Source organism: Bacillus sp. CFBP9009 (genome assembly GCF_036541465.1).
Taxonomy (GTDB): domain Bacteria; phylum Bacillota; class Bacilli; order Bacillales; family DSM-1321; genus Peribacillus.
The window spans coordinates 20,064-35,247 of record NZ_JAZHFU010000011.1; the positions used below are offsets into that span (position 1 = coordinate 20,064).

The following is a 15,184-nucleotide window of genomic DNA, read 5'->3' on the forward strand; positions in this document are numbered from 1 at the left end:
CGCTCCTTTCATACCTCCGTTTTATCAGGCTGACTGGGATTCCCCTGCCGACCAATGTCTGTTAATATTTTGTTGTCAGTTCTGGAGGACCAAATTTCGGTCCATATGGGCCTTCATCGAGCCAGCGTCCCAGTCTTGGAACTATGGATACGAGGGATGCTGCAAGTTCACGCTTTAAGTTCATTTCAGGGGCATCCCCTTGAAGGTGATGCAATGCAGTGGTTGATCCGTCACGGTTCCACTTTGCGGCAATACGTCTTTCGGTGGCAACTGCATCAATTGCTTCTTTTCGCTCCGTTTCAGAGTTAGATTGAAGCGCTTTCTTAATCCCCCGTACAGAAATAATTGCATCCGGTACTCCGGAGTTTAATCCACGGGCACCAAAAGGTGCAAATAAATGGGCTGCTTCACCGGCGAGAAGAACTCGCCTTTTTTCATCTGTAAAGGAATTGGCAACGACCTGATGGAAACGATATGTAGATACCCATGTAATACGCTCAGCATATTTAGCATCCATCACTTTTGGAAGCCACTTTTTGACACCCTCGATATTTGTATAGTCATCCGGATTGTCCCCTTCTAAAAGCTGAAGGTCCACCCGCCAGCCACCTTTAAACGGAACAAACATCACATTCCTTCCTCCCATTGCTGGGTGTTGATAATGAAATGTACGCTCAAGCGGCAGGGGATTTTCCTCATCCTCTTTTACATCAACTACAAGGAATGTATCTGCCGTTCGCGGTCCTTCAAATTTTAAACCAGCCTGTTCTCTTACAACTGAATGTGATCCGTCACTGCCAATAATGTATTGTGCTTCCCACACTTCACCGGATTTTGTAGTCAATCTCACCCCAGCACCGGTAATATCCAATTTTTTCACTGGTGAATCCCAAACGAACTCAACACCAGCGTCAAGACAGGCATCATAAATGTGGTTTTCGATATCATCTTGGTGCAATGCCGTGAAATGGGGTAATTTATTTTGATCGGTATTATCCGTAAATCCATAATTACGGACATATACTTCTTTTCCTTTATAAAGTGTTCGCTTAACAGGCCAAATGATCCCATTGCGCCCCAGTGTGAACCCCAGTCCTTTCGAAATTTCTTCCAAAAGTTTTAGAGTTGCACTGTGCATATAGATCGCCCGGCTACCCGGACGAGGACGTCCGTGCGGATCCGCTTCTATTACTACAGAAGAAATTCCTTTTTGCTTCAATGCAAGACCTGCAACTAAACCAACCGGGCCAGCGCCAACAACTATTACATCGCATTTATTTATTTTTTCCATAGATTAGATTCTCCTTATTTAATATTTTATGATTATTTGTGGTTAGAATTATAAGGCAAATAGACATTTTCAGTTTTACAATTCCTTAAACTTCACCGGCCAGTTTAACATCTACGGTGAATTCACCAATTTTGTCAATTTTAATGCGGACACAATCCCCCTCTTCAATCGGACCAACTCCTTCAGGGGTACCCGTTGCCACAATATCTCCAGGAAGGAGCGTCATATTATCGCATGCCACTTCAAAACATTTGTAACAATCGTAAATGAGATGTTTTGTACTTCCATCCTGACGCACTTCATCGTTCACCCATAATGTCATGGCCAAGTCATTTGGATCTTCGACTTCATCGGAAGTCACAATCCATGGTCCGATCGGAGTAAATGAATCAAACGACTTTCGCCAGGTCCGCTCTTCATTGCCCCGAATGGAAATATCCAATAAGGCAAAGTAACCAAAGATATAATCTTTTGCCTCTTCCACCTTTATATTTTTCGCCTTTTTACCGACCACATATCCAAGCTCAGCTTCATGGTCCGTACGACGATCCTTATAAGGAAGTAAAATGGGATCGGAGGGGCCAGATAGGGACTCAGGTGATTTCAGAAACAAGGCAATTTCTTCGATTGTCCTAGGTGCGTTGTTGAATATTTCATTCATTTCTTCTTGATGTTTTCGATAGTTCACAGGTGCAGCCCAAATTTTCCGTGTACTTGGTACGGGGGACTTCAATGTCACCTCGTTCAATGAATACGAAGTTCCTGTTTCCGCTTCCCGATTCATTTCCTCTTTTAGTTCATTAAAATTTTCAACGAGCTTGAGGAAAGAAGAATTCGGGTCAGCTTTATCCCACCCTGCTACTTTTGATACATCTGTTACACGGTCTCCCATTACCACTCCAAGTAAATCGTCATTAAAAATAGCAATCTTCACAATACCTCCCCCTTCTCTTCTCAAACGGTTCCGTCAGGAATAAAGACTTTTTTCACTACCTGGTGTCCATCATTTTCTTGGTATCCCTCGCTGAATTCAAGCTCTAGTTTTTCCATGACGGGTTTGTCATTGAAGGAGAATAGGAACACATCTTCTGATCCCGTGTTCACATGCTCATGATTGCTCCATGGTGGTAGAATAAAGAAATCTCCTTTTTCCCATTCAAACTTCTGACCATCAATGACCGTATAGCCTGTACCTTCAAGAACATGAAAAATTGCGCTGTGAACATGTCGGTGCGCTTTCGTTTGCTGACCTGGTTTCAGCTTTTGCATCATTGTGCCAATGCGGGAATCAGCAGAGCCACCTGTGGTTGGGTTAATATATTCAATCGCATATCCGTCAAACGGGTCAAAATCTGCTTCTGTCATCTGATTAAGCAAATATTTAACACGATCGAATTTGTAACCGAAAATTGGTGATGGATAATCAGGATTTGATTTTTCATTTAGCTTTTTGAACGCTCCCATTGAAAATTGCTGATTAGCATAGTTTTCTGGTGCTTCCATCGGGTAAGACTCTTCCTCATAAGGCTCAAAAAACGATGCAGCCATCGTGCGGACGAGACCGACATCTAGCCCATCCATCCAAAACATCGGCTCTATCCCTTCATGCTTGTGCTCATGCCAAGTCCAGGCCGGCGTCAAAATCATGTCTCCACGTTCCATATACGTTTTCTCTCCATTAACCGCCGTGTATGCCCCGTCCCCTTCAATAACAAAACGGATCGCAGATTGTGAGTGATGATGGGAGGGGGCGCTCTCACCAGGTAGCAGTAGCTGAATGCCAGCATATAAAGTATGTGTCCCATAGCCAACAAGACCTCGCTTCAGCAGGCTCGGATTTTGAAGATACACTACACGGCGTTCTGCGTCTTTCCCCGGCTCCAGCAATTCCCCTGCAGTCAGCACATATTCACGGATGGATTTCCACTTCCATAAATACGGCTCTACATCATGTACCGGCTCTTTGGTTACCATATGGCCAAGGTCGTACCATAGAGGGCCAAGATTTCTTTTCTTCATTCCTTCATAATACTGATCTAGCTTTTCCTGTGTATAAACTACACTTTTAGCCATTCAATTCACTCCTTTTAAAATAAATTCATGATTTGAAAGCGATTCCATAATTAAATCTAATAATCCAACTTTATTTACCACTCCCAATTATCTCGGTAGCTGATCAGGTATCTGCACTAATAACTAAGAAACATATTTTTCAGCTTTAATAATTACATCCGCTATTTTACGCTTCACTTCCACAATATCTTCCGGGCAACTCATGATAAGACGGCCAGCAATCCGCGAAAATGCTTCATCATCACCGAGATGATTTAGAATATTTAAGGCTCTGATGGCGACCATTTGGGATGTTTCATGTATAAATACTTTCGTATAAGCAATTTTTTGGCTGTTTTTATCTTTCCCTGTTATCTGCACTGCTTTTTCCGTTCGTAAAATGGAGCTTTCCGCCGAATAAATTCCGATGACTAGGTCCGCGATAAATGCAGCTGTTTCCTGTTCTTGATTTAGATTTATCAGGTCGTTCTTCCGAACAGACTCTATTGTAGAATGATAAAGCTTTTTCATCAGCTGAAGTGTCTGCTTTTCACGTAGCAGCGTCCCCTCGTCAACATTTCCTTTCTTACTAGGAAATTCATAGGTTTTCAGTAATGTTGAAGCAATCAGGGTCCTATTAATTTCATTCGTACCTTCAAAAATCCGATTAACCCTGGAATCACGATATAGTGACTCTATTTCATATCCTTCCATATATCCATATCCACCGTGGATCTGCAAGGCTTCATCTACGATAAAGTCAAGAACTTCCGTGGACATAACTTTGTTAATCGAACATGCTAAAGCATAACGGGAAATCGTTTCACAAAAGTCATCGGAGCCCGTTTGTTTCATATTTGCAAACCCTTCCTGCATCGCGCCTGCAGTTCTATACACTGAACTTTCATTAGCGTATGTTTTTATAGCCATATCAGCCAGTTTATTTTTGATTAAGTTGAAGCTGGAAATAGGCTGGCCAAATTGCTTCCTTTCATTGGCATAGCTAACTGCTAGCTCAATCGATCTCTTTGCAGTTCCCAATGAAGTGGCTGAAAGCTTATGGCGGCCGATATTCAATACGTTAAACGCAATAATATGCCCACGCCCTACTTCACCAATAACATTTTCAGAAGGTACTCTTACATTATCCAAAATAAGAGAACATGTGGAAGACCCCCGCAACCCCATTTTCTTTTCTTCAGGACTAATGGAGACTCCTTCGTAATCTCTTTCAATAATGAAAGCAGTAAACTTTTCACCGTTCACTTTTGCATACACAATAAATAGGCCAGCGATAGAAGAGTTGGTAATCCACTGTTTTTCTCCATTTAAAATGTAATATTTCCCACATTTCGAAAGTGCCGCTGTTGTCTTTGCACTCATTGCATCCGTGCCGGATGAAGGTTCGGTTAATGCATATGCAGCTATAGTCTCACCAGATAACATTTTTGGGAGATACATCGCCTTTTGTTTCACAGTTCCAAAATAGGCAATTGGCAACGCCCCAATTCCGGTTTGCCCTCCAAATGTAATGGAAAACGAACGGCCAAGCGCCATTTTTTCAGATATGATGGACGCACTGACTTTGCCAAGCTCTAGCCCGCCATCTTGCTCTGGAATATCTGCGCTGATCAGCCCGAGTTCACCTGCCTCTTTGATAAGACGCACTGTTTCATCAAACTCCTGGTTTTCTATGTTTCCTATTGCAGGATAAACTCTGTTCTTCACAAATTTCCAAGTCATCTCTTCCAGCATAATATGTTCATCACTAAAATCTTCGGGTGTGAAAATTTCGTCAGGAAGGATGTCAGTATTCAAAAAATGTTTAATTTCCTTTTTTTCCGTAAGCATGTATTCACCTCTTCATAGACTGGTGGGTTTTCGGCATCATTTTTTTTCGGATATCTTCAGGAACCGGTAGCGCCTTCGGTTTACCCTCAAATGATGTCCAGGCACGTAATTCATACCCTTCAGCTACTATTTGTTCGCCTCTAATAAAAGCATGTCGCAATTTAAATACTTTGTTTTGTAATTCTTCAACTGTACTTTGCACAACCACACTATCCTCAAAGAAAAGAGGACATTTGAAAATGCAGTTAGCTTCTAATAAAGGGACACCAATTTGCTGTTCTGCATAAAGTTTGGAGGATGGATACCCTAGGGCTGACAAATATTCATGAGTGGCTTCATCCATCCATTTATAAAAGTTGGGATAAAACACTATTCCTGCTGCGTCCGTGTCACCCCATCTTACCTGGAACGAATATTCTGCTATCATGTTAGATATGCTCCTTTCAATTTCAGACTGGACGACTGACCTTCGCATCCATTTGATCAAGAAGTCTCGATTTTTGGATTTTTCCGCTAGCCGTCATTGGAAAATCCTCAATGAACATGAGTTTTTCCGGGACTTTATAATTTGCTATTTGTTTCTTTACAAAGGCTTTAATTTCACCTTCTGAAATTTCTGTTCCTTTTTTTAGCTGAATGAACGCGCACACCACTTCACCAAGCACTTCATCTGGAATGCCCACGACTGCAGCAACCATTATGTTTGGATGTTTGGTCAGCACACTTTCAATTTCCTGAGGATATATGTTATAGCCCCCACGGATTATCATTTCTTTTTTTCTGCCTACAAAATGCAGATATCCTTCTTCATCCTGCACACCTAGATCACCGGTATAGAACCAGCCTTCCCGATCTAGAACATCGTCCGTATGTTCTTGCATTTTGTAATAGCCTTTCATTATCCCAAAGCTTTTGAGGGCTATCTCTCCTGTTTTCCCTAATGGGATTTCAAGCCGGTTTTCATCAACAATTTTCAACTCAACCCCAGGAATCGGTTTTCCTAGTGTCTTCGTTATTTTCTGTTCGTCATCATCATAAGGAGTCAATGTAACCGTAACCGTTTCCGTTATCCCAAATGATTGACAAAGTTTTATGCCCATGCGATCTCGTATTTCCTTGACTTTACTTGGTGGAATTGGAGCAGATCCCACCATGCCTGTACGCAATGTCGACAAGTCGTAACTATCAAAATCCTCCAGTTCCATTTCTTTAATGAACATGGTCGGTACACCCATCTTTATCGTAACTTTTTCTTGTTCAATCAGTTTAAGAGTTTCACGGGGATGATATTTTTCCTGTAACACCATTCGTGCCCCGGCGGATACGCCGCAAAACAAGTTGCATGCCATGCCAAAGATATGAAACAGCGGCGCTGATACAACAAAAACGTCCTCTTCAGTACATCTAAGTTCCCCTGCCAATGTATTCGCGGATTGTACCACACCTCTATGCGTGATCATAACGCCTTTTGGCACGCCCGTTGTCCCGGACGTATATAAAATACAAAATAGATCGTTATTTACATCAATTTCTGCTTCCATTACATCACCATCGGTTTGGTCCTCATATGGATGGAGGCCATCCCGTGTGAACCGTACAGAGATCAATGACGGCACAATCGACTGCGCTTCTTTTAACCCAAAGTTTTGATCAAATTCTTCCGTCACTATCAACGCTTTCGGCTCGGAATTCTTTAAGATGTATTCGACTTCATGTGTTCGATATTTATGGTTAAAGGGGACGATCACCGCCCCAATTTTGGCTGCAGCAAAAAATATAACCGCTGTTTCATACCAGTTGGGCAATGACACAGCAATCCGGTCCATTTTTTTTATGCCCAGATTGTAGAGTGTCCCGGCAAACCGTTCCACATCCTTTTTCATTTCATGGTAGGAGACCCGTCTCTTCAAATCATATATTGCTTCTTTATCCCCATTAGCTGAAACAGCACGCTCCAATAAGCCGTAAACTGTCAAAAGATTCTGATCTTTTTCCATATACTCACTCGCTCCCGTATGGTTCTAAAAATCTCGCCATTTTTCCTGCCTCTAAATGTGATTTTTTTAACCAGAAACTTGTTTTCCCTTTTAACTTTAGCCTACATTAACTTCTATTTTCAGCATGAACGCCTCGTTATGGAATCCTAATCCCAATGACCATGAATCCCTGCATTTTCAGCAATTATTTCGTCATTTGAACACAGAATCCTTTCAATCCCTGGAAAAGGACTACCTTAAACTTTGATTATACGGTTCTATAAATCACAACTTTATAATGCTTCCCAAATTGCCGCAATTCCCTGACCCCCGCCAATGCAAACAGCTGTTGCCCCATATTTTTTATTTCGTCTTCTCAATTCATAAATGAGTGCGGTTACGATTCTTGTTCCGCTCGCCGCTAGCGGATGCCCCATTGCAACTGCCCCACCGTTTACATTTCCTATTTCAAGGTCAAAGCCTAATTCTTTTTGACAAGCAAGGTACTGAGCTGAGAATGCTTCATTGATTTCAATCAGATCTAAGTCTGCGATTGTTAAGTTAGCTTTTTTTAATGCACTTTGAATGGCCGGAACAGGTCCAATCCCCATGTATTTTGGCTCTACTCCTACTACGTCCCAGGAAACAAGTCGAGCAATCGGCTTCAGTCCTTTTACTTCCGCATAGTCACTTGAGGCGACAATGACTGCCGCTGCCCCGTCAACCATGCCACTCGCATTGCCTGGTGTAACTACCCCGTTTTCAACAAATCTCGCCTTCAGTTTCCCAAGCTGTTCCATGCTAGTTTCCCGAATGTGTTCATCGTCTTCTATGACTTTATCGCCTTTTCTGCCTTTCACGTTCACAGGTACAATTTCTTCATTTAAATAGCCTTTTTCTCTTGCAGCAAGGGCACGTTCATGGCTTGCGAGAGCGTGCTGATCGACTTCTTCCCTGGACAGACTATATTTGGCAGCCAAATTTTCAGCGGTTTCACCCATTGTACATTCTCCATAAGTATCGTATAGGCCGTCCCATACCCAGTCTTCTACAACAGGCGCCCCTAGTTGACTTCCCCATCTCATTCCGCGAATTACATGCGGTACCTGACTCATGCTTTCAGTTCCACCTGCTAATATGACATTCGCTTCTCCTGTTAAAATGTAACGAGCCGCTGTTAAAATAGATTCAACACCCGTTCCACACAGTCTATTAATGGTCAATGCAGGGACGTGAATCGGGGTACCAGCTTTTAACCCAACATGTCTCGCCAGCAAATGGGCATCTTTGCTTGATTGCTGCACATTCCCGAATACAACTTGATCGATATCTTCACCAGAAACTTTGGCTCGCCGTATGGCTTCTTTTGCGGCAAAGACGCCTAAGTCCGTTGCTGTGATATCACGGAATGATCCGGAAATTTCAGCAAATGGCGTCCTTGCTCCTTCTAACAATAAGATTTCCTTCACTTCATTCACCTCATTTTAATTTTTTATTTTTAAACCTGATAATCAATACTCGTAGTTTTGGGCGTATAATTTTGCCTCATGTTCCTAGCTACCACCATTAAATGTTGGAATCTACAGTTGAAAACCTTTTTAATTGCCTTCATATCTACGTTTATGGGTTTTACTTATCTAGTGTTGCTTCACTGTTTATCTTCCTGAATAAATTGGTTCTCTTTTTTCAACGAAAGCCTTAAGTCCTTCTTTCCGATCTTCCGTTGAAAATGCATTGCCAAAGCAAACGCTTTCGATAATCAAACCCGATTCAAGGTCAGTATTGCCTCCTGCATTGACTGCAGTCTTCACCATTTGAAGAGCAACTGGTGGTTTTTTTGCCAAGTTCCCGGCCCATTCCTTCGCTGTCTCCAGCACCTCACCAGCTGCGACCAATTTATTGACGATATGCAAATCCAATGCCCGTTGCGCATCGATCATATCGCCGAAATAAAGCAGTTCTTTGGCAACACCCTGTCCGACGATCTTCTGTAGCCGCTGGGTACCGCCTCCCCCTGGAATGATACCGAGGCCAACTTCCGGGAAAGCAAACTTCGCACGATCGGAACTTATACGCAGGTCACAGGCAAGCGCGAGCTCGAGACCCCCACCCAGCGCCATTCCATTCAACGCAGCAATGACCGGCTTTGTCACATTCTCAATTTTCGTAAATACCGTTCTGGATGTCTTGTTCATCATATTGATTCCGACAAGATCAAGACTTGCCATTTCATTGATGTCAGCTCCTGCAACGAATGCTTTCTCTCCGCTGCCAGTAAGGACAATCGCTCGAACATCTTCATTGGCTTCAAGCTCATCAAATACGATTGAAAGTTCTTGGAATACCTTTGTATTCAATGGATTGACGGGCGGCCGGTTAATGGTTACAACCGCGATTTTATCTTCGATTTCACACAATAAAAATTTATACATTCAATTCAACCCCATTCTTATTATTCGTAGTCGTAAAACCCAGCGCCTGTCTTCTTACCGTGTCTCCCCGCCCTGACTAGCTGTTTCAGAAGAAGAGGGGGAGCAAAATGATCATCGTTGAATTCCTCTTTGAAATACTCCATCACATGGTACCCAATATCCACACCCGCAAAGTCCTGCAGTGTGAATGGACCCATAGGATAGTTCAAGCCTAGCGTAACGGCCTTATCGATATCTTCAGCAGAAGCCACGCCTTCTTCAAGCAGCTTGATCGCCTCGATAAACTGTGGAATCATGATCCGGTTGACAATGAATCCCGGCGTATCTTTTTTCACCTCCACCGGCTCTTTGGTCAGCTGTTTAGAGAGCGCTTTCAATTCCTCTACAGTTTCATCGCTTGTCTGATATCCACGAACCACCTCTACAAGTTTCATTAATTGTGCAGGATTAAAAAAGTGCATACCAGCCACCCGTTCCGGATGTTGTGTCGCTGCTGCAATTTCTGTAATCGACATCGATGATGTGTTAGTTGCCAGAATCACGCCTTCACGAACGATTTGGTCGAGTGCAGAGAACACTTCCTTTTTTAGATTAAGGTCTTCCAGAACGGCTTCAATCACGACGTCCGCGTCTTTCATTTCTTCGAGGCGCGTCGTGGTTTGGATGCGTCCAAGCGTTTCCTGTTTTTGGTTTTCCGTCATTTTTCCCCTTGCAACACTTTTATCCATAAACTTTCCAATTCGTTTTATTGCATTTTCCAAATAGCTGTCTTCAATGTCACACAAGATAACGGTAAACCCATTCATTGCCGCTAGATTCGCTATACCTGAACCCATTGAACCTGCACCAACTACCCCGATTGTTTGAATTGCCATCTCTCCATCTCCCGACTATATAAAATTATCAATATTCTGTAAATTAATTATAACCTTGGTAATCTTAGGTTTGTACCTACAAAATGAGGGAAAAAACTATAATTACTTCGGCTATTTTGTAGGATAAAAAAACAGCCTATAAAGGCTGTTTTAGATAAGTCCACCATTCATATCATAAAGCTTTAATGCCATCATCAAATTAAACCGGACTTCAGCGTCATTTAATTCGGCATCCAGAAGCAATTCGATCCTTTCAAGCCGGTATATGAGGGAACTCCGATGAATATAAAGTTCTTCAGCCGTACCTTTTACATTCCCGTTATTTTGAAGGAAAACATGGAGAGTATTGAACAAATCGATGTTTTTCCCTTCTGAATATTTGATAAGAGGCCCTAGTTGACTCTTCACAAATAAATCAATGGCAGTTGAATGACCCAAATGATGGAGAATGGTATAGGAACCGAGGTCTTTAAAAAGTGAATAGCCAGTGTTTTCGAACCGACTACTAACTATATTCAATGCCTGAACGGCCTGCTGATAGCTCACATAATAATCCTGGATATTCTCCGTTTCACTCCCGACCCCCATCAGTACTTTACATCCGATAAATCCCTTCGCGACCCAGCGCTGAATACTTTCAAAAAGCGTAGCCCAAAACTTTTTCGGCTTATTCCCTTCCATTTCAGTTGAAACAAGTAGAACAAACTTTTCGTCATGTGATGCAGATATAAAAGTGCGATCGAGCTCCGACAGATGAGATTTTATTGAATCCCAAACAAGCGTTTTTTTCGTCTGCTGTTCAAGAAGATTGCTTCCCTCCATTTCACTTCCATCAAGCTCAATGGACAAAACAGCCAACCGATGGCGGCTGAACAGGTCCCATTGAAATAAGTTTGCATATTGGATAATGCTTTCTTCATTATCAATTTTTTCTGTCAGCAATTTGCTAATGAAGCTATCCTTTGCCTGTTCTTTTGCATCCAGGACGAGCTTTTGCTTTATAAACTGGATTGAGCAAATATTCCGAGCTAAATCGACCGTCAGACGGTCGAACTCATCCATTTCTACACCAGACCTGCGAATGGCTAGGTAGCCAAGTAAATTGCCACCGCCACTAACTGGCCAGAATGAAAAATAATAGTCTGCGCTAGTGGGATCTTGCATAGTGATAAGCTCGTTCCCTTTTTGGTTACCAAGTTCTTCTTTTGCTCTTTCAGCCAACTGATGTGTATATAGCGGACCACCTTCATGTCCATAGTCGAGAACTGATAACTCCCGCATAAACCGGTCAAATAAGATGACCGAACTTTGAAATATTCCGCCGAGCATGGTTGTGATTCCATCAAAATTGTCAACTTCAACGGTTTCTTTTACAAGCGCTTGCTGAGAATCCAAAAGAAATTGAAGCCTGTGTTTATGATCTCTTTCGCTATGATATAAACGAGCATTTTCGAGCAAAGCAGCAACGTGTTTGGACAACAGCTCCAACATTCTCAAATCATCTTCTGAAAATACACCTGTCCCTTCGTTCCCAACATGTAGGACTCCTATTGGTTTCAGATCATTGAAAAGAGGAATCGTTAGCTGATTCCCACCAGGTGTTTCCAGAAAGGGAAAGTAGTCTTTCAGCATATAATTGTCTTGGATCATGATTTTGTGTGCGTATTCCATCTTCCCGTAAGCAGGTTGTTGGAAAACAAAACAGTTTTCTTTCTCATTATATAAATAAATGCACGCAAAGTCGGCATTGGTCCCTTTTCCTGCCCTAGACGTCAGTTCGGCGATATGCTGTTCAAGAGGTGCATCGAGTGAGAGGTTTTTGCTAATCCATTCAATGCCTTCTATTTTTTTCAGCTGTGTTTCCTTTTCCCTCGCCATTGCCATGGCAACTGCCATGTCCTTTCCAAATTCCTCGAAGTGAATTTCCATATCCAAAAGCGGGACGAAGCTTAAGAAACCAACTATGCAGAAGCCAAAATGGTGAATGTCGTCTTTGAGGGGGACAGTAAACCATGTTTTAATGTTGGCCTTCTTCAATACTTTTGCCATATGGCATTTTTCCGGCACTTCCGCTGTTTTATACGTCATACTTTGCCGAAATAATTTGGAGGAACAGTCATCTGTGGAAAATGGAAAGGCCTCGGTTACAGAAGGTATGTTGCCGCTCCACGCTTTCGGTAAAAGCTGCCCGCCCTCTTCTAACACGACACCAACAAAATCGCAGTAAAGTTCAGAACGAAAGGAATCGGTCAAGTACTGCAGTGCCTCTTCTTCGGTGTCAATCTTAATCAGATAACGCGATGTCTTTCGCAAATGGTTATCTACTTTTCTCATTAATTTCTCTCTTTTACTGCTAGACAAAACCCATCCCTCCTTCCTAATTCTCCCTAATCCTATTGTAAATGAAGAAACACATAATGAAAGAGGGAAAACCAAAAATCATAGTACCTGATAAAATTTCATCTGCACTTCAGAAGGTCTTCTTATGCCTTCTCCTACAAAAATATTTCGATTTAAAAAAGCATATTCTTCACTCCCTGTCTCAAACAAGGGAGCCGTTTTAAAATAATAAGATCCAATTGGAACCTCTTCCCCTTGGATGATACGGTCAATAATTTCTTTGGGACCATGCCGGTAACCTTTGTTCACAACATAAATAAGCACCCCCTCCTCTGTTTGAATCGTATAATGGGCAAGTGCCTCCGTCATGCCGTCATATCGAATCATCTGGTAATCCGCGCCACCCGGTAAAACAATTCCTTTTATCCCAGGTCCGGAAAACGTTCCACCCGTTATAGGAATGACTCTTCTTATACCCGTTCCCACATCCCCTACTTCAATAGGATCGTCCACATGTATGTTTGCCGTAAAAATATGCTTCAGGTTTATGCTCATTTCCTCTTCCCCTTCCTCTCAGTCGTAAATCCCGAAGAGAGTATCTCATCGGGATTTATGAATATTATTTAGCGGCATTCAAACGATCTTCTGCCGATTCAGGTTTGTCCGCTTCCTTATTATAATTACCATGCTTCTCCTGAACGAACAGCATCGCGAATCCCCCAAGCACAGCTGCGCTTGCAATTGCTGCGAAGTTATACTGGGGCTGCAAGTTCATTGTAAGAAGAATACCTACGAATGTTGGAGCCACTATCCCCCCCATACGTCCAAAAGCCATGGTACTGCCTAGGGCCGTGGAACGCATTTCAGTAGGATAATACTGGGAAACAAATGCATTTGACATATTCTGTACACCCACCGATGCAGCACCTATTACTGAAATCAGGCCATATGCGATAAATGGACTGTTCGTGAAGCCGATGAGCGACAGGGCAATCGCACCACAGAAGAACAGGGGAACAAGTACTTTCTTAAAGCCCAGTTTATCCACCAATCGGCCAAATACGATGGTCCCTACAATAGCTCCGATTTGCATGACCGCAATAAAGGTGAGGCTTGATTTAAGGTCATAACCAGCCTGCATCATAAGGCGTGGAAGCCATGTATTCATCGAGTAAATCAAAATAAATGCGCTGAAGCAGGAAATCCAGAACATTACGGTGCTTATTGCACGTTTTTGTTCAAACAATTTTATAACAGGTGAACCTGGTGTTCTCTCATCAGGTTTCTTAAGTTCTATTGCCTCTTTCACGTTTATTGTTGGATCAATCTTGGCAAGAACTCTCTTGGCTTCTTCCACTCTACCAGTTTGAATTAGGAAGCTAACAGATTCCGGTATGATTTTGATTAACAATGGAAAGAACAAAAGAGGGATTCCCGCGAGCCAGAAAACGGGCTCCCAGCCAACAGTCGGCAGAAGCGACCGGCTTGTAAGTGCAGCTGCTATAGCTCCAACCGAATAACCACAAAAAACGAATGACACGAGAGCAGAACGGATGTGCTTAGGTGCAAATTCAGTGGTCAAGGCAATAACATTTGGCATGACTCCCCCTAGGCCAATACCTGCAATGACCCGAAAAATTATAAACATTGTCGGTCCATTGGCGAACCCAGATAGCAGTGTGAAAAAGCTGAAGAGGAAAATGGTCAACAAGATAATTTTCTTCCTGCCCAATTTGTCTGCAAGTAACCCGAATACGATTGCGCCGGCCGCTGTCCCCATTACCGTATAACTACCAATTGCCCCTGCTGTCACATCCGATATTCCCCATTCCTTAATAAGGGATGGAACGACAGCCCCGTAAATGACAACATCATATCCATCAAACAAAATGACGAGAAAAAGCCAGAAAACAAGCCAAATATGGAATGAATGGATCCGGCTTCCGTCAATTACTTTCATTGGGTTAATCAACTTCATTATTATTGCCCCCCTTTAAATTTAGATTTCATTTAACAAATCGTATCCTGCACCAATAGGAAACGCTTTCATTTTTTTGTAACCTCTGTTCCCTCCTTTTTAAGTATCTGACTTTTCCGTAATCTAATTTTATTAGCTGGCGGTAAGGATTGTTAGCCACTTAATGTAGGAAAAAAGAAGTTTATTTTCAGTTATTATGTAGTCTATTCGGATAGTGCAACCTATCCTAACTAGTAAAACAGTTTAGTGATATATAAGAAAGAAGACGTTCGCTAATTTAATTTGCACAGTTTTCTTCTTAGACTTCAATCATTCGACTAATTTTTATAGTGTTTTGGAAAAGCAGGGAACTCCGTTTTCAAATCTCCCTTGATCCTAATCTCTTTCGA

The 15,184-nt window shown here is 42.3% G+C and carries 12 protein-coding genes; all 12 read right to left on the bottom strand.

Annotation, left to right across the window (positions count from 1 at the left end; translation table 11 throughout):
* Positions 1-61: 61 nt before the first annotated feature.
* The 12 genes from V3595_RS20890 to V3595_RS20945 all read right to left on the bottom strand — a co-directional run bounded on the left by V3595_RS20890 (position 62) and on the right by V3595_RS20945 (position 14,795).
* On the bottom strand, positions 62-1,291 hold the full coding sequence (locus tag V3595_RS20890) for an FAD-dependent oxidoreductase (RefSeq protein WP_485909260.1): 1,230 nt from the start codon (positions 1,289-1,291) through the stop codon (positions 62-64).
* Positions 1,292-1,376: 85 nt separating this feature from the next.
* Positions 1,377-2,225, bottom strand: coding sequence for a fumarylacetoacetate hydrolase family protein (locus tag V3595_RS20895; RefSeq protein ID WP_336863083.1), 849 nt, complete (start codon positions 2,223-2,225; stop codon positions 1,377-1,379).
* Positions 2,226-2,245: 20 nt separating this feature from the next.
* Complete coding sequence (locus V3595_RS20900) at positions 2,246-3,364, bottom strand: cupin domain-containing protein (protein WP_485909262.1); 1,119 nt, start codon at positions 3,362-3,364, stop codon at positions 2,246-2,248.
* Positions 3,365-3,487: 123 nt separating this feature from the next.
* A complete protein-coding gene (locus tag V3595_RS20905) occupies positions 3,488-5,194 on the bottom strand; it encodes an acyl-CoA dehydrogenase family protein (RefSeq protein ID WP_485909264.1) in 1,707 nt (568 codons plus the stop codon).
* A gap of 4 nt (positions 5,195-5,198) precedes the next feature.
* Positions 5,199-5,618, bottom strand: a complete 420-nt coding sequence (locus tag V3595_RS20910; protein WP_230177431.1) for an acyl-CoA thioesterase — start codon at positions 5,616-5,618, stop codon at positions 5,199-5,201.
* A 25-nt stretch (positions 5,619-5,643) separates the two neighbouring features.
* Positions 5,644-7,191, bottom strand: coding sequence for a class I adenylate-forming enzyme family protein (locus V3595_RS20915; RefSeq protein ID WP_485909266.1), 1,548 nt, complete (start codon positions 7,189-7,191; stop codon positions 5,644-5,646).
* 272 nt (positions 7,192-7,463) lie between these two features.
* The gene (locus V3595_RS20920) at positions 7,464-8,639 is read right to left on the bottom strand and encodes an acetyl-CoA C-acetyltransferase (RefSeq protein WP_485909268.1); all 1,176 of its coding nucleotides are present in this window, start codon (positions 8,637-8,639) and stop codon (positions 7,464-7,466) included.
* A 186-nt stretch (positions 8,640-8,825) separates the two neighbouring features.
* Positions 8,826-9,602: an enoyl-CoA hydratase/isomerase family protein gene (locus V3595_RS20925; protein ID WP_230177216.1), complete on the bottom strand. Its 777-nt coding sequence runs from the start codon at positions 9,600-9,602 to the stop codon at positions 8,826-8,828.
* Between the two features lie 20 nt (positions 9,603-9,622).
* Complete coding sequence (locus V3595_RS20930) at positions 9,623-10,477, bottom strand: 3-hydroxyacyl-CoA dehydrogenase family protein (protein WP_260356811.1); 855 nt, start codon at positions 10,475-10,477, stop codon at positions 9,623-9,625.
* A 150-nt stretch (positions 10,478-10,627) separates the two neighbouring features.
* Positions 10,628-12,838, bottom strand: coding sequence for a helix-turn-helix domain-containing protein (locus V3595_RS20935; RefSeq protein ID WP_485909271.1), 2,211 nt, complete (start codon positions 12,836-12,838; stop codon positions 10,628-10,630).
* Between the two features lie 78 nt (positions 12,839-12,916).
* The gene (locus V3595_RS20940) at positions 12,917-13,372 is read right to left on the bottom strand and encodes a DUF3237 domain-containing protein (RefSeq protein WP_485909273.1); all 456 of its coding nucleotides are present in this window, start codon (positions 13,370-13,372) and stop codon (positions 12,917-12,919) included.
* A 64-nt stretch (positions 13,373-13,436) separates the two neighbouring features.
* Positions 13,437-14,795 (bottom strand): MFS transporter, encoded by a 1,359-nt coding sequence (locus tag V3595_RS20945; RefSeq protein ID WP_485909275.1) that lies wholly within the window; start codon positions 14,793-14,795, stop codon positions 13,437-13,439.
* Positions 14,796-15,184 lie beyond the last annotated feature (389 nt).